The sequence below is a fragment of the Streptomyces sp. NPDC001970 genome (assembly GCF_053594115.1).
Map to the genome: position 1 here is coordinate 26260 of NZ_JBSFDW010000037.1, position 26627 is coordinate 52886.

26 protein-coding genes and 1 pseudogene are annotated in these 26627 nt (G+C 72.1%); 11 read left to right on the top strand and 16 right to left on the bottom strand.

Going from position 1 to position 26627, the window contains the following annotated elements:
- Positions 1-23 precede the first annotated feature (23 nt).
- Positions 24-773, bottom strand: coding sequence for an AAA family ATPase (locus ACWCP0_RS33200; protein ID WP_451082467.1), 750 nt, complete (start codon positions 771-773; stop codon positions 24-26).
- 197 nt (positions 774-970) lie between these two features.
- On the opposite strand from ACWCP0_RS33200, the gene ACWCP0_RS33205 reads away from it, so the two are divergent.
- The gene (locus tag ACWCP0_RS33205; RefSeq protein WP_451082468.1) at positions 971-1297 is read left to right on the top strand and encodes a hypothetical protein; all 327 of its coding nucleotides are present in this window, start codon (positions 971-973) and stop codon (positions 1295-1297) included.
- Here the strand turns inward: ACWCP0_RS33205 and ACWCP0_RS33210 are convergent.
- The 4 genes from ACWCP0_RS33210 to ACWCP0_RS33225 are packed head-to-tail and all read right to left on the bottom strand — an operon-like array spanning position 1287 to position 7482.
- Entirely contained in the window at positions 1287-2510 is a 1224-nt protein-coding gene (locus tag ACWCP0_RS33210; RefSeq protein ID WP_451082469.1) for a type III PLP-dependent enzyme, read from the bottom strand. The genes ACWCP0_RS33205 and ACWCP0_RS33210 overlap by 11 nt on opposite strands.
- Complete coding sequence (locus tag ACWCP0_RS33215) at positions 2507-4483, bottom strand: IucA/IucC family protein (RefSeq protein WP_451082470.1); 1977 nt, start codon at positions 4481-4483, stop codon at positions 2507-2509. Before ACWCP0_RS33215 ends, ACWCP0_RS33210 begins: the two co-directional genes overlap by 4 nt.
- Before the next feature lie 6 nt (positions 4484-4489).
- Entirely contained in the window at positions 4490-6262 is a 1773-nt protein-coding gene (locus ACWCP0_RS33220) for an IucA/IucC family protein (protein WP_451082471.1), read from the bottom strand.
- Entirely contained in the window at positions 6259-7482 is a 1224-nt protein-coding gene (locus ACWCP0_RS33225; RefSeq protein WP_451082472.1) for an ATP-grasp domain-containing protein, read from the bottom strand. Before ACWCP0_RS33225 ends, ACWCP0_RS33220 begins: the two co-directional genes overlap by 4 nt.
- Before the next feature lie 187 nt (positions 7483-7669).
- On the opposite strand from ACWCP0_RS33225, the gene ACWCP0_RS33230 reads away from it, so the two are divergent.
- Together ACWCP0_RS33230 and ACWCP0_RS33235 are read left to right on the top strand one after the other, a co-directional pair.
- Positions 7670-8548 carry a (2Fe-2S)-binding protein gene (locus tag ACWCP0_RS33230; protein WP_451082473.1) on the top strand — a complete coding sequence of 293 codons (879 nt, stop codon included), beginning with the start codon at positions 7670-7672 and terminating at the stop codon, positions 8546-8548.
- A 595-nt stretch (positions 8549-9143) separates the two neighbouring features.
- Positions 9144-9296 (top strand): hypothetical protein, encoded by a 153-nt coding sequence (locus tag ACWCP0_RS33235; RefSeq protein ID WP_451082474.1) that lies wholly within the window; start codon positions 9144-9146, stop codon positions 9294-9296.
- A 217-nt stretch (positions 9297-9513) separates the two neighbouring features.
- Here the strand turns inward: ACWCP0_RS33235 and ACWCP0_RS33240 are convergent, their stop codons facing one another.
- The 3 genes from ACWCP0_RS33240 to ACWCP0_RS33250 all read right to left on the bottom strand — a co-directional run bounded on the left by ACWCP0_RS33240 (position 9514) and on the right by ACWCP0_RS33250 (position 12871).
- Complete coding sequence (locus ACWCP0_RS33240; RefSeq protein ID WP_451082475.1) at positions 9514-11955, bottom strand: SpoIIE family protein phosphatase; 2442 nt, start codon at positions 11953-11955, stop codon at positions 9514-9516.
- A 198-nt stretch (positions 11956-12153) separates the two neighbouring features.
- Entirely contained in the window at positions 12154-12513 is a 360-nt protein-coding gene (locus ACWCP0_RS33245) for a hypothetical protein (protein ID WP_451082476.1), read from the bottom strand.
- Positions 12514-12703: 190 nt separating this feature from the next.
- Positions 12704-12871, bottom strand: a complete 168-nt coding sequence (locus tag ACWCP0_RS33250; RefSeq protein WP_451082477.1) for a hypothetical protein — start codon at positions 12869-12871, stop codon at positions 12704-12706.
- A gap of 226 nt (positions 12872-13097) precedes the next feature.
- Here ACWCP0_RS33250 and ACWCP0_RS33255 point away from each other — a divergent pair, with 226 nt between their 5' ends.
- Positions 13098-13262, top strand: a complete 165-nt coding sequence (locus ACWCP0_RS33255; RefSeq protein ID WP_451082478.1) for a hypothetical protein — start codon at positions 13098-13100, stop codon at positions 13260-13262.
- Between the two features lie 358 nt (positions 13263-13620).
- On the opposite strand, the gene ACWCP0_RS33260 is transcribed toward ACWCP0_RS33255, so the two are convergent.
- The 3 genes from ACWCP0_RS33260 to ACWCP0_RS33270 form a co-directional block, all read right to left on the bottom strand.
- Positions 13621-14307, bottom strand: coding sequence for a hypothetical protein (locus tag ACWCP0_RS33260; protein ID WP_451082479.1), 687 nt, complete (start codon positions 14305-14307; stop codon positions 13621-13623).
- A 533-nt stretch (positions 14308-14840) separates the two neighbouring features.
- The gene (locus ACWCP0_RS33265; protein ID WP_451082480.1) at positions 14841-16202 is read right to left on the bottom strand and encodes a sensor histidine kinase; all 1362 of its coding nucleotides are present in this window, start codon (positions 16200-16202) and stop codon (positions 14841-14843) included.
- A 56-nt stretch (positions 16203-16258) separates the two neighbouring features.
- Positions 16259-16945 carry a response regulator transcription factor gene (locus ACWCP0_RS33270; protein WP_451082481.1) on the bottom strand — a complete coding sequence of 229 codons (687 nt, stop codon included), beginning with the start codon at positions 16943-16945 and terminating at the stop codon, positions 16259-16261.
- Positions 16946-17309: 364 nt separating this feature from the next.
- Here ACWCP0_RS33270 and ACWCP0_RS33275 point away from each other — a divergent pair, with 364 nt between their 5' ends.
- From ACWCP0_RS33275 to ACWCP0_RS33285, 3 genes are all read left to right on the top strand, one after another.
- A complete protein-coding gene (locus tag ACWCP0_RS33275) occupies positions 17310-17687 on the top strand; it encodes a hypothetical protein (RefSeq protein ID WP_451082482.1) in 378 nt (125 codons plus the stop codon).
- Between the two features lie 490 nt (positions 17688-18177).
- On the top strand, positions 18178-18450 hold the full coding sequence (locus ACWCP0_RS33280; protein WP_451082483.1) for a ribosomal protein L7/L12: 273 nt from the start codon (positions 18178-18180) through the stop codon (positions 18448-18450).
- Positions 18451-18546: 96 nt separating this feature from the next.
- Positions 18547-19350, top strand: coding sequence for a VOC family protein (locus ACWCP0_RS33285; protein ID WP_451082484.1), 804 nt, complete (start codon positions 18547-18549; stop codon positions 19348-19350).
- 92 nt (positions 19351-19442) lie between these two features.
- Here the strand turns inward: ACWCP0_RS33285 and ACWCP0_RS33290 are convergent, their stop codons facing one another.
- The 5 genes from ACWCP0_RS33290 to ACWCP0_RS33310 form a co-directional block, all read right to left on the bottom strand.
- Entirely contained in the window at positions 19443-19631 is a 189-nt protein-coding gene (locus ACWCP0_RS33290; RefSeq protein WP_451082485.1) for a hypothetical protein, read from the bottom strand.
- A 122-nt stretch (positions 19632-19753) separates the two neighbouring features.
- Complete coding sequence (locus tag ACWCP0_RS33295; protein WP_451082486.1) at positions 19754-20077, bottom strand: plasmid stabilization protein; 324 nt, start codon at positions 20075-20077, stop codon at positions 19754-19756.
- 84 nt (positions 20078-20161) lie between these two features.
- On the bottom strand, positions 20162-21187 hold the full coding sequence (locus ACWCP0_RS33300) for an NAD(P)/FAD-dependent oxidoreductase (protein ID WP_451082487.1): 1026 nt from the start codon (positions 21185-21187) through the stop codon (positions 20162-20164).
- On the bottom strand, positions 21184-21735 hold the full coding sequence (locus ACWCP0_RS33305; protein WP_451082521.1) for an isoprenylcysteine carboxyl methyltransferase family protein: 552 nt from the start codon (positions 21733-21735) through the stop codon (positions 21184-21186). Before ACWCP0_RS33305 ends, ACWCP0_RS33300 begins: the two co-directional genes overlap by 4 nt.
- Positions 21736-21743: 8 nt before the next feature.
- Entirely contained in the window at positions 21744-22805 is a 1062-nt protein-coding gene (locus tag ACWCP0_RS33310; protein WP_451082488.1) for a type III polyketide synthase, read from the bottom strand.
- A 77-nt stretch (positions 22806-22882) separates the two neighbouring features.
- Here ACWCP0_RS33310 and ACWCP0_RS33315 point away from each other — a divergent pair, with 77 nt between their 5' ends.
- From ACWCP0_RS33315 to ACWCP0_RS33330, 4 genes and pseudogenes are all read left to right on the top strand, one after another.
- The gene (locus tag ACWCP0_RS33315; RefSeq protein ID WP_451082489.1) at positions 22883-23800 is read left to right on the top strand and encodes a UbiA family prenyltransferase; all 918 of its coding nucleotides are present in this window, start codon (positions 22883-22885) and stop codon (positions 23798-23800) included.
- Between the two features lie 100 nt (positions 23801-23900).
- Positions 23901-24230: a hypothetical protein gene (locus ACWCP0_RS33320; RefSeq protein ID WP_451082490.1), complete on the top strand. Its 330-nt coding sequence runs from the start codon at positions 23901-23903 to the stop codon at positions 24228-24230.
- 101 nt (positions 24231-24331) lie between these two features.
- Positions 24332-25440, top strand: a pseudogene (locus ACWCP0_RS33325) (hypothetical protein).
- A 103-nt stretch (positions 25441-25543) separates the two neighbouring features.
- Positions 25544-26623, top strand: coding sequence for a right-handed parallel beta-helix repeat-containing protein (locus ACWCP0_RS33330; RefSeq protein WP_451082491.1), 1080 nt, complete (start codon positions 25544-25546; stop codon positions 26621-26623).
- Positions 26624-26627: the final 4 nt, after the last annotated feature.

The window sequence follows — 26627 nt, forward strand, 5'->3', positions numbered from 1 at the left end:
AGGGACCGTACGCGGGAGGCGGATCAGGCCCCGGAGGATCCGGAGGACTCCTCGTCGGCACCGAGCGGCCCCAGCACGTGCCGCAGATAGGCCTGCGGGTCGGCGAGGTACCGCCGCCAGTGGTCCACGAGGCCGAGGTCGCGCCACTCGACCCGGCGCATGCCGTGCTCGCCCACCTCGATGACGTCCGCACCGGGCAGGGCGGTCAGCAGCGGTGAGTGGGTCGCGCAGACGATCTGGCTGCCGTTCTTCGCCAACTGGTCCATGTGGCCGATCAGCTCGAGACAGGACGAGAAGGAGAGCGCCGCTTCGGGCTCGTCCATCACATAGAGCCCGGTCTGCAGGAATTTCCCGCGGAACGCCGCCAGGAACCCTTCACCGTGGCTGACCGTGTCCGGCGCGAAGCCCTCGCGGTCCAGGGCGTCCATGGCGGTCTCCGCCCGCAGGAAGAAGCCCTTGCGCGCCGACCAGCTGCCGACCATGCGGCGCCCGCGTGGTGCGGAGTCGAAGCGGATGCGCTCGCCCAGCACCGACTTGCTGCGGTGCGAGGCGTACTTCCAGTCGTGCGAGCCACCGTAGGAGTCCAGCCCGAACCCTTCCGCCAGGGCCTCGACCAGCGTCGACTTCCCGGAGCCGTTCTCGCCGACCAGGAAGGTCACGGGCGCCGTGAACAGCAGCCCCTCGCCCAGGAGTTGCCTGACGCACGGCACCGACCAGGGCCATGCGTCCGCGTCGTACGAGGAGAGGTGGGCGTACGCACGTTCGATAATCACCCGCCCGATTGTATCCGTCGGAGAGCCGCACGCATCCGCCCGCGGGCAACTCGGGTGATCCCGGGGCCGATTTCCGGGGCAGCGGTCCGGGGCCGAACCAGCGCGCTCGGGCCCGCTGACCAGCAGCTTTCCCGCCCCGGCATGCGCCCCCCGGCGCGCCGGGGCACGCTGGTCTGGGGCCGTCGGCCGTCCGGCCGATGGTCGTCGAGGGAAGGGGTGCTGCGATGTTCGCGAGACTGAGCACCTATCAGGGATCACCCGTGCCGGCCGAGGGCGACCTGTCGGCGACTTCGGAAGCGGTTGTCAAACAGATCCAGGACGTGCCCGGCTTCGTCGGCGTCTACTACCTCGTCGACCGGTCCACCGGAAAGGCGGTGTCCATGACTCTCTGGGAGGACGAACCGTCGATGGAGGCCAGTGAGGAGAGAGCCGGCCAGATCCGTGAGGAGACCGCACGGAGAGAAGGCCAGCGGGTCCTCTCCGTCGAGGGGTTCGAGGTGGGCTTCAGCCACTTCAACCGCTGACGGCACCACCCAGGAAGTGGAAGCCGGGCCGGGGATGCATCAGAAAGTCGTGGTGCGAGATGTTCCACGCGTACGCACCCGCGAGCGCGAACACCACGCGGTCCCCGGCCCGCAACCCCCTCGCAGGGACACGGCGGGCGAGGACGTCCTTGGGGGTGCAGAGCTGGCCCGTCAGCGTGATCAGATCCTGCCGGGACGCGGCCCGCGGCCAGGGATGGGGCCAGGTGTCCACGGGCAGAAGCGCGCAGGGCTGGTCGTGGCCCTTCGTCACGGGCGTGCGCAGATGGTGCGTGCCCCCGCGTACGACGGCGAACTCCTCGCCCAGACTCCGCTTCACGTCCAGGACCTCGGTGGCGTACCAGCCGCAGTACGCGGTCAGGGCCCGGCCCGGCTCGATTCGCAGCAGCAGCCCGGGGTGGGCGGCCGTGAGGCGGGCGAGGCCCGCACCGTAGGCCGCCCAGTCGAACAGGGCGCCGGGATCGTCGTAGTCCACGGTCATTCCGCCACCGACGTTCACCTCCTGCAGCGTGATGCCATGGCGGTCGGCGAGGCGCACCGCCCAGGTCACGACGGACTCGGCGACGGCGAGCTGCGCCGGGGCGCCGAGACCGCTGGCGAGATGGGCGTGAATGCCCCGCAGCTCAAGGTGCGGATGGCTGCCGCCCGTGACCAGGCGGATCATGGCGTCGGCCTCGGACGGGTCGAGGCCGAAGGGCGTCGGCCGGCCGCCCATGGACAGCGCGCTCGCCTTCAACGTGCCGTCGGCGAGCGGCAGGTTGAAGCGGAGCAGGACCGCGATCCGCGCCCCGGGCACCACGCGGGAGGCGAGGTCCGCCAGCATGCGCAGTTCGTGAGCGCTCTCCACATGGAACCGCTCCACACCCGCAGCAAGCGCCGCCGCCGTCTCGTCGGGAGTCTTCCCGGGGCCGCCGAACGCCAGCGGACGACCGGGAACGGCCCTGGCGACATGGGCGAGTTCGCCGCCCGACGAGACCTCGAAGCCGTCCACGAACGGCGCGAGCGCGGTCAGGATCTCCGGCTCGGGGTTGGCCTTGGCGGCGTAGTACAGCTCGACGCGCTCCGGCAGCGCCGACCGGACGGACGCGGCGTGCTCGCGCAGCGCGGCCAGGTCGTACAGATAGGCGGGCAGCTCACCGGACGCGAGGGACAGCGCCCGTTCGCGGACCGGAGGAGTGAGGACGGTGGTGGTCAACGGGCGTTCCAGGCGTCGATGTCGTCGAATTCGGCCATGCTGTCGGAGTTGTCGGAGTTGTCGGCGCTGTGGGTGCTGTCGGCGCTGTGGGTGCGGCTCGCGCCGGACAACACGGCCGAGGCCAGCGGCGAGGGCAGGCGCACATAGCGCGCCTCGCGGTCGGCCGTGCGCGCCCAGCGGGTGAGCAGATTGGCCTTGGCGGGCAGTGGCTCACCCGCGAGCAGGGCGCCCAGGCGGGGCGGGCAGCCGTGCTCGCCCGCGTGCCTCCGGAGCGTGCGGTGGACCTCGGACCACAGCGCGGGTTCGGACCCCGGATGCAGATCGGCGAGGGCGGCCAGCATCTCGGCGACGTGGTTCACGACCAGGCAGTACACCACCCGGTCCCAGCCGCGCCCGGCGTCGTAGGTCAACGAGCCCGCGACCTCGTCGGGAAGAGCCGCGAGCGTGCCGGCATGGTGTGCGGGGAGGAGCTTGGTGCCCTCCAGGTCGCGGAAGAGGACCCGGGCGGGCCTGCGGTCGGCGTCCACGCAGACGAGCACGTTCTGCAGATGGGGCTCGAGGACCACACCGTGGTCGAAGTACGCAGCCAGGACGGGCGGAACGAGCAGCTCCAGGTACGCGCGCCACCACGACAGAGCCGCGCCGGCGTCCGCGCCGGCCAGCAGACGGGAGAGATGGCCGGGCCCGGTGGGGTACTCGTCGGCGACGGCCGCGGCGAGGAGCGGGGTGACCCCGGTACGAAGGTGGCGGGCGAGCCCTTCGCGCACGATCACGCCGAAGCCCTCGAGGAGGGCCAGGACGGGGCTGCCGTCGGGACCGGGCAGGGCGAGGCTGCGGTAGGCGGGCTCGCGGAGCAGGCCGGTGCCCGGGAAGCGGGCGGCCAGATCGGCGAGTACGGGGCGGAGCAGGCGGGTGAGGGCGACCGCGCCGCCGAGCTCGTAACGCGCGTTCTTGCGGAGACAGTTGGTGATGCGCACATTCAGGCTGAACTTCAGGAAGGTGTCACCGTCGTACAGGGTGCGCACCGAAGCAGTGGCGGTGAAGGGCGTTCCGCCCGGGCCGAGATCGAGGACATCGCCCCGGCGGAGGGCGTCCCGCAGGGCCGGGTGGTCCTGCAGCAGCGTGTACTGCCACGGGTGTGCGGGCAGCAGCCGGTATCCCTCGGGCACCGGTCCCAGCCGGTCCAGCGGCCGGGCGGCGCCGGGTTCGGCCGACTCCTCGGCGATCAGGTGGTCGCGGACGGCGAGCAGCCGCAGCGGGAAGGAGGCTGCGGCCTCGGGCGCGTACGCGGACCAGGCGGCGGGGTCGCCGCCGCGGGCCTTCGGCGTGGGGTGGAAGCGGTGGCCGAGGGCGAGGGACTGCTCGGAGGCGAGGTAGACGGTGAGCGGATCCGCGTCCCCCACGCGGACCGCCGGCGCGTCCGAGGCGGTCCCTTTCACGGCCGCCCCCTGCACGGCCGCTCCCTTCACGGCTGCCCCGTCCGCCGCCGCCCCGCGCGCGGCGAGGGCAGCGGCAACTCCCCGACGGCTGGCGGCGATCTGGACCAGGAACTCGTCGTTCGCCGTACCGGTGCGGAGGGAGAGCTCCTCATGGATGTGCTCCGCGAGGCGCCGCCAGCCGAGTTCGGTCCAGCCGTCGGCCGTCTCCTCGGCGACCGGGCCGGAGAAACGGTGCGCGCCGAGGAGCGATCGCCGGCGCAGGGCCACCCGGAGCAGGACCCCGCGTCGGGGCAGGCGCAGCAGCAGATGGCCGTCGATGACGGCGGTCTGGTGCTCGGGTCCCGACACCTCACGGAGCAGGCAGTTGAGCAGCGTGTGGACCACGGCCTCGTCGGCGGTGGGCAGCCCGGCCGTGGCGGAGCGCTCGGCCGGGACCTGAGCCGGGAGCCGGTCCGGGAGCCGGTCCGGGAGATCGGCAGAGGACCCGGAAGGCCGGGATGATCGAGAGGATGGAGAGGGACGAGTGGACGTCATCGCCGGTCACACTCCCCGCAGCAGATAGTTGGGACCGGATGTGTAGTGCTTGTTGATGTCGGACGCTCCTGAGCGTTCCTTGGTGAGCAGGGTTCCCGCGGAGACCATCGCCTTGACGGGCAGCCGCGGCGCATCGAGGACGTGTGCGCGCAGGACGGCACCGGGCTCTCCCGGCCGGGTGCCGAGGCGCTCCACCGCCTCGGCGAGCCGCTCCCGTACGAGCCCGAGCAGCCGCTCCAGCGGGACTCGGCCCAGCCGGGCGAGCCCGAACGCGTAGGCCCCCGCGCACAGATGGACGGTGATGGTGGTGAACAGGTCGACGACCGGATCGTCGCTGTCACCGCATATCCGTGCATCCTCGAACGACGACGGGTACGGAGCGTCGGCTCCGAGGGCCTCGCGCAGCCGGACGCGGTTGACGCGCGGGCCGTCGTTGTCCTTGAGCAGCAGTCGCAGTCGCGGCCGGCCGGCTCGTTCGTCCAGCACCAGCGACACGTTCTGCTGGTGGGACTCCAGGGCGATCCCGTACGCGAAGAGTGTGGTCTGCCAGTCGAACAGCAGCGTGAGCACGGCGTCGAGGAGGGCGAGCGGGTCGCCGCCGAAGAAGCGGTCGGCGAGATGGTCGACGACCAGCCGGCCACCGGGTGCCCGGCTCAGCAGCCCGGCCATCGGTACGACGACGGCATCGTCCAGTCCGGCGGGGAAGCGGCGTACGAGCACGGCGAGAAGCTCGTGCCCGGCATGGGCGTACGACGTCTCGTCGGCGTGCAGAACGTTGTCCCGGAAGCGGGGCTCGCGGGCGGTCACCGACTGCAGCAGGTGCTGGGCCGCCGCGCCGTCGACGAGGGTGCCGGGCTTGATGGTGCGCCGGTTGAGCCTGCCCAGGGTGGAGGTGGCCAGCGGTACCTTGAGATGGACCCCGGGGTCGTCGGCGAGTGCCACCGTCCGCATGGACAGGGTCGGCACGACGTCGAGGTGCGGACTCCGTGCCAGGACGGCGCGGCCGCCGAGCCCGGCGGCGCGCACGGCCTCGTGCAGAGGTCCGGCCACGGTCAGCGGATGGACGGGGAGGGCGAGATGGCTGTCGTCGAGTCCGGGGAGCCCGAGCGCCGAGGGCAGCGGTGCGGGGATCGGACCCTGGCCGGTGACCACGGTGACCGCGTCCCTGGGCAGGGCGAGCCAGCGCAGGGCGAAAAGGGGATGGAACTCGGGCGCGTACGCCCGCAGCCCACCGGCCGTGAGCCCGGAGCGGCCGCGTGCGGTCGGATACACGGGGTGGTCGAGCCGGGCGGCGAGGGTGTCATGGGCCAGTCCGCCCGAGAGCCCCGTCCAGTACGCCGGGTCGGCGCCGTTCCGCGCCGCCAGCCTGGCATGGACCTCGTCCGCCGAATCGATGTGCAGCTGGAGGGTGGTACGGGTCTGGCGGCACTCGTCGGCGAACGCGTCGAAGCCTGCGCGGTCCTCGGGAGGGGCGAGTGCCCGCAGCGCGGTGAGGACATCGTCGCAGGTGGTCAGGTCCGTCCCGGAGGGTCCCGCCGACTCCCGGCGCAGCAGGGGCTCGCGGGCGGCCCACTCGCACTGGAAGCCGTCCTCGCGCACGGGCAGCAGCAACGCGTCCGCCCCGGGGGTCTCCAGCCGTAGCCATGTCCCGTCGGGGCGCTCCACGAGAGCACTGCGGGTGCGCAGTCCCACCACGTCCTCGCGCAGCAGGGCGCTCAGCACACGAAGGAGCAGGTCCGCCTCCGTCGTGCCGGCGGCTCCGGCAGCCGGCAGCGTCACGGGGTGATCTCCCAGCGCTGCGCGGCCAGGAACTCGGCCACGGCCCGGTCCACCCGCACCTGGTCCGTGCCGGTGGCGCGGACGACTCCCAGGAAGTCGCGGTTGGTGCGGTGGAGCTCGTGGCGCTCGCCGATCCCGCGCAGCGGCCGGTACGTCAGCTTCACGTCGCCGTACTCCAGATCGGTTGCGCCGGGTCCCGAGGTCAGAGTCCCGGCCCGGTCCGCGCACGGATAGTCGAGCCGCGCCGCGACGTTCGTGCGCACACCCAGGTCCGGCGGCAGCGGCTCACCGAGATGGGTACGGAGGACGTGCTCGAAAAGCGGGATGTCCAGCAGCTGGGCGAGCAGCAGATCGCACTGGTCGCCGATGGCGCGGTAGTTGACCTCGATGATCCGTGCGCGCCCTTCGTGCACCACGAACTCGGTGTGGCAGGCGCCGAACCCGACTCCGAGCGCGTCCAGCTGGGAAAGGACCTGGTCCACCACGGGCTCGGGGTGGACCGGTACGTACGTCAGCCGCTCCTCGACGAAGTGCGGGGGAGGGGACAGCTCGGTACGGAACCCGCCCAGCACATGACGGACACGGCCGTCGCCGAGCGTCTCCAGGGTGTACAGCTCACCGGGGAGGTACTCCTCGACGACCAGCGCCGCCCCCGGCCGGCGCGCCTGGATCTCCTCGCAGCGCCGCACGAGCTCCTGAGGTCCCTCGACGAGGACGACGTCCTCGCTCGCCACCCCCTCACGCGGCTTGACCACACACGGGTACGGCATGCCGAGGGCGGCGGTGACCGCGGACGGGTCCTGGCCGGAGGAGAGTTCCACCGACCGGACGGCGTCGGCACCGGCGGCGGCCAGACGACGGCGCATCTCCGCCTTGTCCTTGGTGCGCAGCGCGGCCCGCCAGCTCTTGGTGGGCAGGCCGAAGTAGTCCGCGGCCAGGGCGGTCTGGGTCTGCAGATGGTCGCTGTTGCTGAAGACCGCGTCCGGGGCACGGTGGGCCGAGATCCGGGCGATCACGGCGCGGAAGTCGCGCACGTCGCACTTCAGGACCTCGACCTCGACCTCGACCTCGCCCCCGACCTCGAGGTCCACGACGACGGCCCGGTGCGCCTCGGGCTGGTCGGTGAGCACGGTGACAGCGAGGCCGAGCCGCAGGGCGGCGGGGAGGAATCCCTCGGTGACCGAGTCGGTCGGGTTCAGGGCAAGCAGGTACAGCTGCATGAGGGATCACTTCCGTGCAGGGAGTCGCGTGGCCCCAGACGTCGGGGAACACGAGGCGAGAGCCTAGGTTAGGCACACCTAACCCTGTCAATTCGCCGCGACACGACCCCGGTTGACTCGGATGGATCTTCGTGTGGTTAAGGTGAGCCTTACCTCTCTCGTGTTCGCTGTTGTTCAGGAGCGCCCCGTGACCCTGGCCCCGGCATGCCCATCGGCCGGACCCGCCGTCAGCTGCCCTGCCCTGCTCGCCTCGAGCTATCGACGGCTCACCGCGATCTGCCGGCCGTGGCGGGCGGACATCGCGGAGCCGGGCACGCCGGCCGGCCAAGGGTGGGCCGACGGGGCGGAACTGGCGTTCCGTCCGGACCTCCTCGACGCCTATCTCGACTCCGAGGCACTGAGCATCCAGGACCGGTACACGCACACCGCCCGGCCCGACGTCGTCGCCTCCCGCGCGCTGCACGACTACCTCTGGTCCGTCTGTCTCCTGATGAGCGGCCCCTGGTACCTCGAACGGCGCGTGCCGCGGATCCGTCCGCAGGACGTCAGGGTCAGCCTGACGACGGGGGAGTTCGCCGTCGTGCCCGGCGGGTTCGCGTGCCTGCCCGACGATCCGGCCGCCGCACTGCCCGGCGCACGCGCGCTGGCGCACGAGGACGCGCTGCGGGCCGAGCTGCGCGCGGCGGTCGCCGACCACGTACGGCCGCTGCTGGCCGCGATCGGCCCCCGGGTGCGGCGCGGGCCACGGGCGCTGTGGGGCATGGTGGGAGACGATCTGGTCTCCGGCATCTGGTACCTCGGCCGGATGCTCGGGCAGGAGGAGCAGGGCGTACGGGCGGCCGGTGAGGTGCTGCCGGGGCCCGTGGGGCCGTTCCCGGGTGGCGCGGACTTCCGCCGCCTCGCGGGCCGTGACGGCCAGTCGTACCCGACCCGTACGCGCCTCGGCTGCTGCCTGTACTACACGATCCGCCCGGCCGAGGCGTGCGCCACCTGCCCCCGGACCTGCGACGCCGAGCGGCTGGCCCGTCTCGAGGGTGACGCGGAGACCGGCGCGGCGTCGGAGTGACGCCGTGGCGGACGTGGACCCTCCGCTTCTGCTGTTGGACTCCTGTGCCGCATCGCGGCCGCGTGTCCTACGTCTGCGCGGCGCCTGGCCGACGCCAACGCAACGCCGGACGCGAACTCGACGGTGTACGTGGGCTGCACCCGCGTCTGGCAGGAGCGGCGCCCGGTGGCGCCCGCGGCGGGCTTTGTCCCCGCCCCGCCCCTTCCCGAGCCGGGGCTCCGCCGTCGGACCCCGCGCCTCATACTCCCCTACGCCCTGGCGGGCGTGGGGCGCCCCCCAGCGAGGCTGGATCCTCAGGGCTCTGCCCCGGCCCCCGCGCCCCGAACTTCCCCATACGCCCTGGCGGGCGCGGGGAGTGGGGCTCCCTTCGGAGCCCGTCCCGGCGCGACCCTCCGGTGCCGGGCTGCACTTCCCGCCTGTCCGGCGCGTGAGGATGAACAACGAGGCCCGCCTGCGGTGCGGGGTGCACCTCCGGCCCGTCCGGCGTTTGCGCCTCCGGCGTCGGGGTGCGCTTCGAGCCTGTTCGGTGTGAGAACCAGGCGTCGGGACCGAGGACGCGAAAACGAGAAACGGCCGGATCGAGCGCGCCACGTACATGACCGCTCGGAGCCGCGGCGGTGTGCTGGAGGAAGTCGACCACTTCGGCCGTGACGACCTCGCCCGGCAGCACGTTCGGACCAGGCGGATAGGCCGCCAGGGTGTGCGCCGAGATCATGCCGACGGCTTCGGCGGCCGGTACGACACGTGACGGGCTGAGGAAGGCCTCGCGCGCCGTGAGCCGGGACGGGCCGGGAGCCTCAGCCGGGGCGCGGTGTCCGTACCGGTGCCGCCGGTCAGCGGGGAAGGGAGGCAGCGCAGGGCTTCGATGAAGCGGTCCGTGTCGGGAGCGGCGCGGGAGCCTGCCCAGGTACGCGTCCGGTCGCCGGGTGCCTCCTCGCCGGCCCGCCGTTCACCTCGAGTGCCGTTCACCTCGACTGCCGTTCTCGTGCCGCCAGCGGGATCTCGGCCCACACTTGCTTGCCGCCACTGAGCGGCACGGAACCCCAGGACGCCGCCGTCGCCTCGACGATGAGCAGGCCGCGGCCACCGGTCGACTCCCAGTCGACGTCCGCCGGCTTGACGGGAGTGCGGGGCGACGTGTCGTTCGCGGCGATCCGCAGGCGGTCCGCGGACAGGGTCAGGTCCAGCCGCACCTCTCCCTGCGTGTGCGCGATGGCGTTCGTGACCAGTTCGGACACCACGAGCAGGGCGGCGTCGAGTTCGTCCACCACGTGCCACGAGCGCAGCGTGCGCGCGGTGAAGCGGCGGGCGTGCTGAACGGCGTTGGGCAGCCGCCACACCGTCCAGTGGGTCCGCATCGGCCGGATGCGCGTGCCGTCGTAGCGCAGCAGCAGCAACGCCACGTCGTCGTCGCGCCGCGGCACGCCGCCGAGCAGCTCGTCGGCCACCCGTCCGGAATCGCTCGGGTCGACCGCGCTGAGCACGTCGCGCACGCGGCGCAGGCCGTCCTCCAGGTGGAGGGTCGACGACTCCACCAGACCGTCCGTCAGCAGCGCGAGGATGGTGCCGGGTACCAGACCGGCCTCGGTCATGGGGAACTCCGCGTTGGCGAGCACGCCCAGCGGGGGCCCGCCCTCGACCGCCAGCTCCTGGGTGGTGCCGTCGGGGTGGCGGACGACCGGAGGCAGATGCCCGGCCCGTACGAGCCGGGCGATGCCCTCCTCCATGTCCAGGTCCACGTAGAGGCAGGTGGCGAACAGATCGGTCTCCATGCCGACGAGCAGCAGATTGGCGCGGGAGACCACGACATCGGGCGGATGGCCCTCCACCGCGTAGGCCCTGACGGCCGTGCGCATCTGGCCCATGATGGTGGCGGCTCCGGCGCTGTGGCCCTGCACGTCCCCGATCACGAGGGCCACGTGGGCGTCGCCGAGCGGTATGACGTCGTACCAGTCGCCGCCCACGGCGAGCCCCACCGTCGCCGGCAGATACCGCGCCACGGCCTCTCCTCCGGGCAGCTCCGGGAGCTTGCGGGGCAGCAGGCTGCGCTGGAGCATCCTGGCCAGTTCGTGACCGGCGTTGAGCGCATGGGCGCGCGTCAGGGCCTGCCCGACGAGAGCGGCCGTCGCGGTCAGCAGCGACCGCTCCTCGGGCCCGAACAGGTGCTCGTCGTCCCAGCCGACCATGCACACCCCGACCATCCGGCCGTCGGCCGGCAGCGGCAGCACCGCGAGACCACCGGGTCCGATGCCCGCGAGGCCGGGTTCGAGGTTCGCCCCCGGGGGCCACAGGCTCACATGGCCTTCGCGCAGCGCACTCTGCAGGGTGGGCAGGTCGTGGGTGGAGCTTTCCGGCCATTCGGACCGCCATTCGGACCGCCACACCGGCCAGGCGTCGGGCTCAGGGGGGTCCAGGAAGGTGACCACGAGCCGGTCGCCCTCCAGCTCCGCGACCGCGACACGGCTGGCGTTGAGCGGCTCGCGCAGCGAGGCGACCACCACCTGGCTGACGTCACGGATGGTCGTGGCACCGGCCAGCCTGGCGGACAGCCGCTGCACGACGGAGACCTCGTCGGCGCTGGGGCGCAGGTAGGAGGCGTCGGCGACCACGCCGAGCACGCGCTCCGGCTCGCCGTCGGCGTCCAGCCCCACGCGACACCGCAGTCCCAGCCACCGCAGCTCGCCATTGGGCCGGCGGATGCGGAACGCCAGCTGCTGCCCGTCGGCGGACAGCCGGTCCGGCTCCACGATCGCCATCAGCGCGGGCATGTCGTCCGGTACGGCGCAGGCGAGCAGGCTCTCCACACGCCCGTCGAAGTCCTCAGGAGGAATGCCGAGCAGATCCAGCACGTCCGCGTGCGCCTCCATACGGCCGGTGCGCAGCTCGAGGATGAAGGCGCCGCCCTGGACCGGCATCAGTGAGTGCCCGAGCGGCGGCCGTGGTGTCGCCACTGCCCGCTCCGGGAGCGCGGCCACCGATTCGAGCCCCGCGGCCACCTGATCGGCGTAGAGCTCCAGAAGGCTGCGGCGGTCGAGGCTGAACCCGTCAGGGACCTCTCCGGCGACGATCAGGCAGCCCAGCTCCTTGGGGCCGTGCCCCAGCGGCAGGGCGCCCAGCGAGATCTTGGCCTCGGTCGCCGAGCTCTGCCGGAGAACCCGGCCCGCGAAGTGGTGGGGATCGCTCTCCACGTACGCGGCGAGCTCATCGGGACTCAGCCACAGCGGCGTGCCGACGCGGAAGGCCTCCGCGGCAGGGGAGTGGCCCTCCACGGCAAGGATCGCCGGCAGCCCGTACAGCACGCCCCTGCCTCCGGCCAGCTCGGCGAGATGAAGCTCTTTGCCGCCTTCGGCGAGGACGTAGACAGCGGCCAGCTCGGCCCCGCAGAACGCAAAGCCTGGCCTGGTCACAGTCCGTAACCACCTCCCTGCCCGGGCAGCCACCGTCGACCGACCCACCTCCATGCTGTCGCGCCTTGGACCCTGGGGGCGAGTCAGGAACGGACGGCGGCGAGCTCTGTGTGGGAAGCAGCGGGTCGGCGAAGACCCTACTGGGAGGGTAGGGGCTGAGGCCATGGGCCGGCGCAGGGTGTGCGCCGGCCCGCCCGTTCAGGCGGCGAGACCCCAGCGCGTGCCCGGGTCGGGGTGCCGGACGGCCGCGACGGCGAGGTCCGGCATCTCCCCATCGGGGTGGATCAGGGCCTCACCCCCGCGCTCGAGCGACATGCCGATCCTGCCGCCGCCCAGGTCGGTCCAGGGCAGCGGCCGCCCCCGGCCGTCCACCACGGCCGGCCGCCCCGTCAGGTCCGTCTCGACAACGCACGGCTCTCCGGCCTCGCTGTACAGCCGGACCCAGCGGGTCCGGCCGCCCCGGCGTACGGCGCTGAGCAGGAAGGCGCCCTGGGTGCGGAAGTCGTGCACCGTGAGGTCCTGCCAGGCGCCGGGGGTCGCGGGGAAGACCCGGATCACCCCGCCCCAGCCTCTGGCAGACCATGTCGTGCAGGGACTGGGCCGCGGAGAGCAGGGTCTCTATGACCGGGCCGGACTCCTCGTACAGGGTGTTGGCCTTCACGAAGCGGTCGAGGAGCCGGGTGAGGTGGTCCAGGGCGGCGTCACCCCGTCGCATCTGGGCGCAGATGGAGGCCGCCCCGGTGAAGCTTTAGCCCCGCAGCGCGCCCACGAAGCCGATCCGGTGGTGGAGGGAGGCCTTGATGAGGGCGCGCCTGTCCGGGTCCTCCCAGGTGATCTCGACGTACAGCGGGTAGATCACGAGCAGATGGGAGTAGTGCCGGTGCGACCGGTCGAAGGGCACTCCCGCGCCGATCATCAGGCCGTTTCCGTCCACCGGGTACGGGACCAGGTCCCCGCCGGCGCGGCGCCAGCGGGTCGTCGATGCCGAGGGCGTCGGCGGAATCGAGCAGCGGGCTGGAGCCCCAGCGCAGCAACTGCAGGTCGTCGTTGCAGTCGGGGGCGTCGACCCTGTATTCGGGGGACGAGGTCGCGGGCGTAGTCGGCGTAGGGGAGACCTCGCCGCCGTAGAAGGACCAGGGCTGATGCTCGCCATGGACCCCGCCCTGGAGCCGCGGCCGCTCGCCGCCCGCACCCGTGACGCGCTGCGCCGGATCGCCGATCCGGTGCCGGACTTCGCCGTCGGCGACTTCTCCCGGCCCGAGGTCGCCGAGGCGCTGCGCGACACCGACGTCCTGTTCACCGGCTGACGGCCCCAGCTACCGACCGAACAAACGCCCCAAGAACCCCACCGAACGGCCCGAGAAGCGGCAGGTCACCTGGCAACTCCGGGCCCCTCATCCCGCGTGTCAGTGGAGGCTGAGATCATCTCGGTCTGTCTGTCACGAAGTGGATTTGGGGGATCGGGTGTCGCCAGAGGGGTCGTCTCAGCGGTCGTGGGAACGACTGGATCAGTGGCTGACGGTAATGGCGCCGGAGAGCCGGGTAGCCCTGCTGACCGGAATCAACCCGCCAACAAGGTAAGGAGCGCTTCAACCGGCCGGCGTGTGTTCGATCGACTAAGTGAAGCGCCTTGGTTTTCCCGGGCAGGTTGATGGCGACGCTCGCTCACGAGTCCGGCAGGAGGAGCCAGACTTCGGAGAAGGTGAGGCCGTGCTCGCTGGTCACCAGCCCGCACGGGCAGCCCAGTGTGATCAGGCGCCAGTCGCAGGCCACTGTCCAAGGACCGTCCGCACTCGCGCACCCGGGGCAGTGGACGGTGTCGGCCGTCCACACGCCGGGGGCGGGCCTACCGTAATGCCGGAACCGACCCGCGTACCGGACCTCCCACGGCACGGCCCGGGGCGTGAGCGCAGCGGTCCCGGACGGGCCCGGGGCGGCCAGGGCGGCGAACAGCGCGGTCAGGTCGGGGAGCAGTGCTTCGCCCGCCTCGGCCGGCGGGACCGGCAAGCCGCCCGCCGTGTCCTGGGGAACCAGGTAGCGCGGAGCCGCCGCAGCGGCCGGCGGGTTCGGGGCGGCGTACCAAGGCAGGAGGGCGCGAGCGACAGCGGCCAGAAGGGCGGCGGCCGGCGCACTGACGGCACCTGCATCGAGGTGATGGACTGTGGTGCGCCAGATCCGCTGGAGCCGTCGGTCCCGGTCCGTGGCCCGCGCCCGTGCGCTGCCGGCTCCGCGGGCGGGGAGTGGGGCGGTGAGGCGGGCCAGGACCCGGGCCGCCGCGTCGGCGTCCGCATCGGTGGGGCGCCATCCCCCGGCAGTCAGTACCTGCCGGGCTCGGCCTGACTCTCGAGTCAAGGCGCGCGTCAGCAGCTGTTGGGTACCGGAGGCCGTCACGGGAGTGTCCTGCCCGCTCGACATGGCGCCCCCGTCCAGCTGTCCCGTCCCCGTATCCGTCGCGTTGTGCCCGCGCGCCCGCCCTGAGCGGCAGGAGACATCACATCACACGATGATGCTGGCGCTAACGCATACGTGGCGGCTTCCAGCCCGGCAGTCTCACTCAGCGCATTCCATCACCTCGGGAACGGTATTCGTCGGGTTCCCCCCGCCCGCGGGGATGGTCCCATCAAGGCCATCGAACGGCAGACGCCTCCCTCTGCTCCCCGCGCCCGCGGGGGTGGTCCCAGGGCGGCCAGGACCCACGGATAGGCCGTGGCCTGTTCCCCGCGTCTGCGGGGATGGTCCCCACCAGGTCTGCAGAGGAGACCGAAATGGCTGCTGCTCCGCGCGCCCGCGGGGATGGTCCCCGCCCGCAGATGCCGCCCCCACAGCTGACCGGCTGACCCCCGCGCCCGGTGGGCAAAATCGCCGACGTGTCATTGCGGACCGCGTCAGGGAAGGGAGGCAGGAAGGCGAAGCGTGAAGCGCGCTCCGCGGATGCTTGGAGTGATCTTGAGGGTGCCGTTGTGTGTGGTGGTGATGCGGTGGGCTATGGCGAGGCCGAGTCCCGCGCCGCCGGCGTCACGGGTGCGGGCGTCGTCGAGGCGGGTGAAACGCTCGAAAATCCTTTGGTGATGCTCGGGAGGGATGCCCGGGCCGTCGTCTTCGACGTCGAGAACAACTTCGCCGCCGTCGGCATCGCGAGTCAGGCGGACAGTGACGGTGCTGGTCGCATGACGTTCGGCGTTGTCGAGTAGGTTGCCCAGCACTCGGGACAGCAGCAATGGCTGCCCGCGCACGGTGAGGGGATGGGGCCCGACCCGCACGTCGATGGTGAGGTGCCGGCGCGGGTGGCGCCGGGCGGTCTCCTCACGGACGACGTCGGTGATGTCCACCGTCTCGTATCGCCCTTGGCCGGCGTCCTCAGCGTCAAGTCGTGCCAGGAACAGCAAGTCGCTCGCGAGGTTCTGCAGATGTATCGCGTCGCCGAGAGCGTCGTGGACCACTTGCGGCCAGTCGGCGGTGTCGGGGCGGTTGTGGGCGAGTTCGAGTTCGGTGCGCAGGCAGGCGAGCGGGGTTCGCAGTTCGTGGGAGGCGTCGGCGACGAATTGCCGCTGACGCTCGACGGCGGTCTGCAGACGGTCCAGGGTGGCATTCATCGTGGCGGCAAGGCGGGCGATCTCGTTGCCGGCCCGGGGAACGGACACCCGCCCGTCGAGGTGATGGACACTGAGCTCGGCGAACTCGGCACGGATCGCCTCGACAGGCCGCAGCACGCGGCCGACGGCTATCCAGGTACTGCCGGCGATCAGTCCGGTCAGTGCCAACGCGCCGCCGACCACCGACCACACAATGACGTTCAGCCGGGCCTGCGCGGCCTCTGCCGAGTAGATCAGAACGACGAAGCCGTCGAGGTTGGCGTAGGCGTTGGGCCTGCGAACCGGCGTCGGGCCGTCGGCCGGATCGGTCCAGGGCTTCAGGGACAGATCACCTTGGCTGCTCAGCGAGTCGTGCACCGACGGCCGCCCCGGCAGCGACGGACCGGCGAGACTCAGGTCGTAAGGGAACAGGCAGAAACTCACCTGTTGGCCGTCGAGCGGCATCGGGGAGGTTGAGCCGCACTCCGACACGGGCTTGCCGTCATGGACCACGCGCCCATTTCCTTCCACGACCACGCGGAACCACGGCTCTGGTTCGGCACTGCGCTGCCGGGCCTCCTGCAGGATCGCGCCCCGGGCCGCCAGCGCGACACCGGCGGCCGCCGCCGCCAGCGGGACCACGGCGATCACTGCGGCCAGCAGGGTCAGCCGCATGCGCAGGGTGACGGGCCCCAGCCGACGCAGCAGCAACAGCGTGCGGACAATCCATCTCACTGGTGTCCCCCTTCGCCGGCGTCCAGGCGGTATCCGGCACCGCGGATGGTGCGGATAGTGCTACGTTGAAATGGTTTGTCGAGTTTGCGGCGCAGGGCGCTGATGTAGACCTCGACGATGTTGACGTCGCCGTCGAAGCGGTCGTCCCACACGTGTTCGAGGACCTCGCATTTGGAGACGGTCTCCCCGTTGCGGTGGACGAGGTACTCCAGGACGGCGAACTCGCGGGCCGTCAGCGCAACGTCGGTGCTGCCCCGGCGGCAGCGGCGGGCAGCAGGGTCGATCTCCAGGTCCCCGATGCGCAGGACGGCGGGCCGCTGAGGGCGGCCCCGGCGGATCAGGGCACGCAGCCGCGCGGCCAGCGCGATGAAGGAAAACGGCTTGGTGACGTAGTCGTCCGCGCCGGTGTCCAGGCCTTCGGCCTGGTCGTACTCGCCGTCCTTGGCGGTGAGCATCATCACCGGCGTCCATAAGCCGGCTTCACGCAGGCGTGCGCACAGCCGGAAGCCGTTCAGGTGGGGCAGCATCACGTCCAGCACGAGCGCGTCATAGTCGTTCTCGAGCGCCAGCTCCAGCCCTTGCCGCCCGTCGTGCGCGAGATCGACGGCGTAGCCCTCACCGGCCAGCCCCCGGCGCAGCAGTTCCGCCATGCGCCAGTCGTCCTCGACTACCAGTATCCGCATGCCCACCAGGATGACGTCTCGGTCCTGTGGGGAACCTGAAGGTTCCTGAAGAGCCTTCAGGAACCTTCAGGTTCCCCACAGTCCAGGCATGTCACTGTCCTTTCACAGCCCGCCGCGGTGGGGATCCGCGGATTCGGGACAGGGGGAGCGGGGTTCCGGGAGCCCGGGATCGGGGGCTTGGTGTACTCCCGGAACTCCGCACACTGCCCCCGTGCAGTACTGGGCTTGAGACCCATCCGTGGGGCCGCCGGCGGTGGCCACCACGCAGAACCACGAAGAGGCCCAAGCGGTAGCGGTGTGTGGATCGATTTCGATACACCGTGCCCCGCTCGAGCACAGATCCGACGGAAAGGAACAGTCAACCATGCATCGTTTCGCCACATCCGTTCTGGCCACCGGAGCACTTCTCTTCTCCGGTCTGGCCCTTGCTCCGACTGCCCATGCCGCGAGCTGTGATGTGCAGATCGGCAGGACCTACAAGAGCGGCAACTACATCGTCGGGTACGGCAGTCTCAGCAACTGTGCGAGCACGTCGACCGCAAGGCTGATCATCCAGCGTTGGACCGGCCTGTACTGGAAGGACTACGCGACGGGCACTGCCCACCAGGGGTACGACACCTACGTCAGCCAGAACTGCAGCGGTACGGGCACCCAGACCTGGCGGACGCTTATCTCCGGAAGGACGGTCGGCGGCGAGACCCGGATCAAGGCGTCCAACGAACTGCGGGTGTATTGCGGGTGATCACTGTCCTCGCGATTTGGTAGTCGAAGGTTCGCTGCGAGGCCGCCGGGAATCCCGGCGGCCTCCGCCCCTTTCGTACAGTGGCCCCATATGCTGGGACGGGGTGCCCGGCTTTCCGTAGCGCGCGCCCCTCGTACGAAGCCTGGCCTCTTTCCCCCGTCAGGTCTCGTCCCGCGAGCATACGAAGGCGGCCTGTGCCCCGTGCGGGGTGGGCCGCAGCGCGCAAGGCGACCATCGGTACGGGAGGTCGCGGGCCCGGAGGATCCGCCGTCCGAGACCCCCCAGACGCTATGCCGGACCGGGCTCCCACGGGTGGGCCCCTCACCATCACTGGTCCGTTCTCACCCTGCGGTGACCGTGGCACGTCCAGGGCGGCGCCTCGCCACGGGCCCGGCGTGCCGAAGCGCCGGGGATCCGGGCTTCGGCGACATCCCTCGCTGGACCCGGAACGCACCGGAGCGCGGCATGGACGGCGCTACGATCGTGGAACATGGACATAGCCGTGTATCTCCTCATCCCGCTGATCGGCCTGCTGGGCGCGGTCGTTGAGAACCGCATCAGCCGACTGGACCGCCGGATCGGCGCGATCGAGCGCAAGGTCGATCTGGTGCTGGAACACCTGGGCATCCGCGACACCGGCCCCGAACTGGCCCGGGTGGCCGGGCTCGTGCGCGAAGGCAGGAAGATCGAGGCCATCAAGGTCTACCGACAGCTCACCGGTGCCGGTCTGAAGGAGGCCAAGGAGGCGGTCGAGCGGATGTAGACACGACGCCGGCCACCTCGCCGGGTGGCTCGGCCGGACCGGGCCGGGGCGGCGGTACCGTGGGACGGTTCCGCTTTGCGAGTGCGATGGATGGGGATGGCTGCCGTGTCGACGTCGAATGCCGTGCTGGTCGGCGCCCCGTGCTGGGTCAGCCTGGTGGCCCCTGACATCGGTTCGGCGCAGCGTTTCTACAGCGCAGTCTTCGGATGGGAATTTCGCACCTGCCCGCCTGGTGAGGAGTTCTCCGTCGCGTACCACCAGGGCGCCCCGGTGGCCGGCATCGGGGTCCTGGCAGGGAACGCTGTTCCCGTGGCCTGGACTCCCTACTTCGCGGTCGCCGACGCCGACGTGGCGGCCACGCGGATCAGTGAGCGCTGTGCCACCGTCGCGGTCGGGCCCCTCTCCTTCGGCACCGGCCGCGCGGTGCTCGCCGCGGACCGCGACGGAGCGATCTTCGGGGTCTGGGAGGGGGAGCTGGTCCGCGGCTGGACCGTGGGGCGCGACACGGCGCTGGCCTGGCTGGAGCTGCACACCAGGGACGCCTTCGACGCCGCCATCTTCTACGCCGAGGTCCTCGACTGGGCCGCGGACCGCGAAGGCAGCTGCCAGGTCGCGTACGAGGACGAGTACGTCGTCCTGCGACAGGAGGGGGAGCAGGTCGCACGCCTGCACGGCGGCGCGGTCGAAGCGGCCCCCGACCCCCACGTGCGACCGCGCTGGGACGTCCACTTCTGGGTGAGCGACCTCCACGAAGCCGTGGCCACGGCCACCCGGCTCGGCGGTGGCGTCGTTCCGCCCGTGGACACCGACGCGCTGCGCTCATCGGTCACCCTGCGTGACCCGGATGGAGTCCTCTTCACGGTGAGGGAACGAATCGGCCGGTACGTCCACCCCGGCTGAGCGGCTCCGTCCGGAGGGCGGCCGCGACCCTGCCACGGCCTCCCCCCGGAGCGACGGTTCCCACCGCGGCGCGCCCCGCGCCAGGGCGTCCGCTACCGGTCGCTTTCCTCGGTGCGCCTGCTCTCCTGGGCTCGCAGCCCCGTGGTGACGGCCTCGCCCGCCCCGCCGCGGAGCCCTCGAGGCCCGGGCGGTGTCAGCTCCAGCTCGGCGTCCATGATCTCCCGCTTGAGCTCTTCGCCTGCCGGCGGAGCGGGCTTGCCGTGCTGCCTGGCTCGCTTCATGGCGATCTCCTTTCCGTGCCTTCCGGTCCGTGCCGCCCGGCTACCCGGATCGTGCCGCCATCACTCGTCCGTCCCTCGTCCGTCCCCCGTACGAGCGAGACCGGCGGCCTCGTCCGCGCCGATCAGTGGCCGAGTGACCGCTTGAGTTCCGCCTTGTTCATCGAAGACCGGCCGTGGATGTCGCGGCGCCGGGCCTCCGCGTACAGCTGGTCGTACGTCGGGCCCTCGGATCCGTTGCCCGAGCGCCGACCGCCGTGCTTCGAGGGGGACATGTCCTGGGTGGAGGCCCTGCTCGCGGTGCGGGACTCGCCCGAGCGGGCCCGCTCCTTGTTCACCGTACGGGCGGCGATCTCCTTGGCCCGACGCGGGCTCTCACCGCGCTCCTCCGCGCTCTCCTCGACGTGTTCGTACTGGCGCTCCCGCTTGGGGCTCGATCCCCGGGGCATGGTGACTCCTTCGAACTTCCGTATCCCTGCGTAGGTCCTCCGTGCCACCCTGCGCCGGGGTGGGCGCGCCCGCAAATCCGGACGTCAGGCGAGCAGGTTCACGCCCTCCCGGAACACCCGGGGCAGCCGGGAGGCGAGCGGCACGATGTGCGGGGCGAGCAACGGGTGCTCGCGGGCCCAGAGCAGGGAGCCGGTGAGGAGCCGGTAGCTGCGGGAGAGCCGGAGCCAGGCCCGTTCGTAGGCCTCGGGGCGTCCGGCCCGCACACACCGGACCAGCTCGCCGGCGGCGGTCAGGGCGAGCGTGAGGCCCTCACCGGTCAGCGCGTCGGTGTAGCCCGCGGCATCGCCGACCAGCAGCACCCGGCCCGCGACGCGCGACCGCACCCCCTGACGCAGCGGCCCTGCGCCGCGCACGGGGCTACCCGGGGCAGAGGGCAGCCGCCCGGCCAGGAGCGGGAAGCGCGCCAGCTGCGCGTCGAACGGTGCACGGTCCGAGGTGAGTACGGCGACGCCGACGAGACCGGGTGCGAGGGGCGTGACGTACGCCTCCGAGCGCGCCGACCAGTGGACCTCCACGAGGTCGCTCCACGGCTCGACGGTGTAGTGGCGGCGCAGCCCGTAGCGCGCGGCCCGGCGAGGATCAGAAGGCGCGCACAGTCCGAGCGCGCGCCGGGTGGGGGAGTGCAGACCGTCGGCGGCGACGAGATAACGGGCTGTCAGCCCGCCGGCCGTCACGCCGCGCCCGTCCTGCCGCACCGGGCCGAGGCGCCGGGGCACCGTCCGCACGCCCAGCTCGGCGGCTCGCTCGGCGAGTGCCGCATGCAGACCGGTGCGTCGCACACCGAGTCCACGGCCTTCACGGAAGCGCGCCTCGGCCGTGCGTCCGGTGACGCCTTCCACGTAACGGATGCCGTTGAAGGGCCTGCCCGCGACCGTGACGCCGAGCTCGCCCAGGGCCCGCACGGCCCCCGGCATCAGGCCCTCGCCGCACGCCTTGTCGACGGGTGTGGGGCGCGGTTCGGCGACGACGACCTCGAGTCCGGACAGTGCGCCGTGGATGGCCGTGGCCAGACCGGCCGGGCCGCCGCCGGCGACGAGCAGATCGATCACCGCACCGCGCCCGCCATGCGCGCGGTCCGGCCGTCGGCCAGGGCCTCCTCCTCGCAGCGGACCCGTACGGTGAGCAGCGCCAGGTTCAGCGCGGTGAAGCAGAGCGCGGTCACCCAGGCCGTGTGCACCAGCGGCAGTGCCAGCCCTTCCAGGACCACGGCCAGGTAGTTGGGGTGTCTGAGCCACGACCACCGGTACGGGCCGGTCGTGACCAGCGGGAGATCCGGGACCACCACGACCCGGGTGTTCCAGCGTGGGCCCAGGGCGGCGATGCACCACCAGCGCAGCGCCTGCGCGGCGACGGCCAGCGCCAGCATCGTCCAGCCGAGCCGGGGGATGAACGGGCGGTCCGCGGCCCATGGTTCGACGACACACCCGAGCAGCAGCCCGGTGTGCAGGGCGACCATTGCCGGGTAGTGGCCGCGTCCGTACTCCCGGCCGCCGCGCAGCCGGCTCCACACGGAGTTGCGGCGTGCCACGACGAGCTCGGCCAGCCGTTCCCCCGCGACCAGCAGGACGAGGACGAGGAATGCCGCGTACGCATCCATGCGCGACGTCACCAGCGCAGCAGTACGAGTTCGGAGGAGACGCCGGGCCCGAACGCGAGCAGCAGCCCGGCGGACCCGGGTTCCGGCGGCCCGGCGGTCAGGGTGTCGCGCAGCACGTGCAGGACGGACGCCGAGGAGAGGTTGCCGGCCTGGGCCAGCGAGCGCCGGCTCCGCTCGAAGGCCTGCCAGGGCAGTCCGAGGCCGTCGGCCAGGACGTCGAGGACCTTCGGTCCACCCGGGTGGCAGACCCAGGCCCCGAGGTCCAGCGGCTTGAGATCGTGCCCGCCCAGGAAGGACGTGATCTCCTCGCACACGTTCAGCCTGATCACGTCGGGCAGGTCGCTGCCGAGCACCATGCGGAAGCCCCACTCGCCGACGTCCCAGCCGAGGAGATGCTCCGTGCCCGGATACAGGCGGCTGCGGCTGTCGACGACCAGGGGGCCGGATGCGTCACCGTGACGCGGATGGTCCCTGCCGACGGCCAGCAGAGCCGCGGCTCCGTCACCGAAGAGCGCGCCGGCCACCAGGTTCGCCATCGAGGTGTCCGACGGCTGCAGCGTGAGCGAGCACAACTCGGCGGAGAGCAGCAGCGCGACCTGGTCCGGTCGGCCGGTGAGATAGTCGTGGACGCGTGCAACCCCCGCGGCACCACCGGCGCAGCCGAGGCCGAAGAGGGGGACGCGCCTGACGTCGCGGCGCAGCCCGACGGTGGCGGCCAGCCGGGCCTCCAGGGACGGCGTGGCGACACCGGTCACGGACGTGGACACCACCAGGTCGATCTCGTCGGCGGTCATGCCGGCCTCGGCGAGCGCGAGTTCGAGAGCCTTGACGCCGAGGTCGAACGCCGCCTCGAGATAGGCGTTGTTGGACCGGCCGAAGCCGCCCAGGTGCCCGTAGTCGTCGAGCGGGAGGGCGAGATGCCGTGTGTCGACCTGGACGGAGGAGTGGACGCGGCGCAGCAGACCGGAATCCGATCCCGACGGCAGACAACGGGCGAGCGCATCCGTGATGTCCGCCTGTGGATAGCGGTGGGGCGGGAACACGGTACTCACCGCCAGGACACGTGTCATCGCCCCAACATAGAAAGGTTCTGACACAACATAATGAAATTGGACATGTCGGGCGCGTCGTGACCTAGCGTGGGGTCGTGACGCCGAGCAGGACAGCCCGCAGCGACCCGCACGACAGCCCCGATGCCCCGGCTGCGCCGGCCACGGTGCCGTGCGCCTCGCCGGGCCGGTCGGTGAGCGGCCTGCTCGCGGCGTGCCACCCCGCCCCCGCCGCGGCAGTCACCGTCCTCACCGCGGCGCTGGTCGCAGCCGTCGGCGGACGCGACCTCCTCGGCGGTGCGACGACGGTGTGCGCGGTGGCCGCCGGGCAGTTGTCGGTCGGCTGGTGCAACGACCGGGTCGACCTGGGGCGTGACCGTACGGCCCGGCGCGCGGACAAGCCGCTCGCCACGGGTCGGACCTCGCCCCGGGCGGTGGCCACGGCCGCGGGGGCGGCCCTGGCCGTCTGCGTACCGCTGTCGCTGGCCTGCGGACTGCTTGCGGGCTGCGTCCATCTCGTGAGCGTGGCTGCGGCCTGGGCGTACAACCTCCGGCTGAAGCGTACGGTCGCGTCCTGGGTTCCGTATGCGCTCGCGTTCGGTCTGCTTCCCGCGTTCGTCACGCTCGGTCTGCCCGGGGCTCCCTGGCCGCCGCTGTGGCTGACGGCCGCCGCCGCGCTGCTCGGTACGGGTGCCCACTTCGCCAACGTGCTGCCGGACATCGACCACGACCTCGCGGCGGGCGTGAACGGCCTGCCGCAGCGGCTCGGCGGAAGACGGTCGGCGCCGGTGGCGGCCTTCCTCGTCCTCGCCGCCTCTTTCGTCCTGGTGTTCGCGCCCGCGGGACCGGTCTCCGCCTCGGGCCGGGCGGTGGCTGCGGTCACGGCGCTGCTGTGCCTCGTCGCCGTGGCCCGCCCCTCCGGCAGGGCCGGTGGACGGGTCCCGTTCCTGGCCACGATGGGCATCGCCGCTATCGATGTCACCCAACTCCTGCTGCGCGGCGCCGAACTCGGGTGAGCCGCCGTACGGCCGTCCGGGTGGTAAGCGGCCCCGTCCGCAACTGGACCGGGCCGTGCGCGACTCCTACCCGCCGGAGACACCAATCGAGGAGGCTCTCATGGCTGCTTGGCAGGATTCCGCATTCTCGACGATGACGACCGACCGGGCCGCGTCGACGGTGACGGCGACAGCGCCGGAGACGGGTTCGACGGCCGACCCGTACCGCTGTTCCGGTGCCGGCGACTTTCTGCTGGCCGCACCGGAGCCGGAGAGGCGGGTGCCCATGCAACTGAGCCCGATGGACAGGCGGCGCCTCGACCTGCATGCCGCTCTCACCACTGCGGGGATTCCGCCGCTGCCCGGCGATCTCGAGGCCATCGAGGCTCTCTGCCTGCTCGACGACAGGACGAACGCGACGCTCCAGCGCTGGATCACCAGCACACCGTGAGTCGTTCGCGGTCCCGGTGGGGGCGGCGGACCCGGGATCCGCGACGGGCGCCCGGTCGTGATACCAGCGAACAGGAAGCCGAAGAAAGGGAGGAGTCCGCCATGGCCACGAATGCCGTGCGGATCGACGGCACCAGCCTGCTGCTGGGCAGTGGTGTGCGCGTCCGCTTCGTTCGCACCCTGCGCCTGCCCGAGTCCGGGACGCATGCGCTGCCTCCGGGTCTCGGTGACTTCCCGGTCAGGCGCGTCGAGGACTACCCCGCCACCGCGCCGCCGCACTGGCCGGCACGGGGCGGGGTGATGCCGCCGGTGTATCTGCGGGAGGCGATGTGGCTGAGCTTCGGGGGCAGCCAGGAACCCGCCGCGCTCCAGGTCGGCGTCGGGAAGGTGTGCGCCGTCTCCGGCGAGCGGTGGACCGGCAGGCTCGCCCGGCGGCCGCAGAACCATGTGGTGCTGCCCCGGCAACCGTGGCTGGACGGCATCAACTCGGGCCGGGGGACGGTGCGTCAGTTCGTCGCGGTCCCGCTGGGGCTCGGTGCCACGGTGGAGGGTCAGGTCACGGGCGAGGAGACCCGGGGCGGCATCCGGCTCCAGGCGTACGCACTGTCCGGGCCCGCACTGCACGCCTGGTGCGAGGAGCAGCGCGTCCGTGCCGAGCGGGAGGAACGCGCCAGGCGGGCAGCCGCCCACGCGCCGCCGCCCTGGGGGGCCGGCGGCCGCGTCCGGTGCGCCGCCCGCACCGCCCGGCGGCTACGGGGCGGCATTCCCGGCGGCCATGGCCGCGCCCTCGGCGCCTCCCGCGCCGGGCGGGCCGCCCCTGGTGGCCGCCGCGATGGGGCCGGGTGCGGGCGGTGCCATGAAGCAGGAGGTCTACCGGGACGACCGGCCCCTTTCCGACTGGGCCGACGAGCCTTCCGGCCGGGTGTTCGCCCACCTGGACCCCGCCCGAGTGGCGGCGCATCACCGGTGAGGGGCCACCGCCGTCCCCCGTCGACCGCGCGGCGCACACGCGGGCGGGGCTGCCCTGGTTCGACTACTACGACGAGAACGGCACGGATCTCGCGCCTGCGGACCCGCTGAGCGGGGTCAAGCCGGTCGGCGACTGGCTGGGTGACGACGACAGCCCGTGGGTGCCGCCCGGTGCGCACCAGATCAAGCCGCTCGGCGAAGCGCCACAGCCCGGCCGACCGGTGGCGGACGGGGACTGGTGAGCGAAGCGGGCGTCGCGCCGTCCGCCCGCCTCCGCCCACGACACGTACGCCGGTACCGCATGGTATGTGGCGATTCGTCTCTTTTGAGTCCTACCGTCGGCTCATGACGAAACGACAGATCACGTACCTCGGATGCGTTGCCCTCCTGGTCGCCTCGGGGGTGGGCGCCGCCGGGCCCACCCAGGCCTCGCCCGCGCACGCCCATGGCGCGGCCGCATACGACGTCCGTCCGGGGGAATCGATCCAGGCGGCGGTGGACGCCGCCGCGCCGGGCGCCGTCGTCGACATCGCGCCCGGGATCTACTACGGAAGCGTGACGGTCACCAAGCCGGGCCTGGTCCTGCGCGGGGCGGGACCGCGGACCGTCATCGCGCCGGGCGCCGTCGCGGGGCAGGGCGCCTGTGCCAAGGCCGGCAACGGGATCTGTGTGACCGGGACGGACGCGAAGCACGTCGACAACGTGCGGATCGAGTCGCTGACGGTGCGGGCGTTCAAGAAGAACGGCATCTGGGCCTCGCGCACCGACCGGCTGCGCGTGCTGGACGTGACCTCCGAGCAGAACGGCAACTGGGGCATCGCCCAGGAGCGTTCCACCAGCGGGGAGTTCCGGGGCAACACGGCCCGGGGCAACGCCGAGTCCGGCATCTTCCTGTCGAACACGACCGACACCGAGGCCGGTGCTCAGGACACCCGGGGCGCCCTGGTCACCGGGAACCGCCTCGAGCACAACAGGATCGGGGTCACCATCAGGCGGCTCAGGAACCTCGTCGTCGAGCACAACGCCATCCTCGGCAACTGCGCCGGCGTGTTCGTCGTCGGCGACGAGGGCGTGCCGCGGACCGGTGCCCTGTCCGTGCGGCGCAACCATGTCGGCCAGAACAACAAGTTCTGCCCGAAGACCGCCCGGCTGCCGCAGATCCAGGGCGCCGGGATCGTCCTCACCGGCGTCGAGAAGACGGTCATCGAGCGCAACCTGGTCTGGGGCCACTCCGGCACGTCGCCCTTCGCCGGCGGCATCGTGCTCTTCAAGAGCATCGTCGGCTCTCCCAACACCCGCAACGTCATCAGGAACAACGTACTGGCGCTCAACAGCTCGCCCGACCTCGCCAACCGGGACACCGGCGCAGGCAACGCCTTCGGCGGAAACTTCTGCAGCGTGTCCGAGCCCGCGGGCATGTGCTGACGCG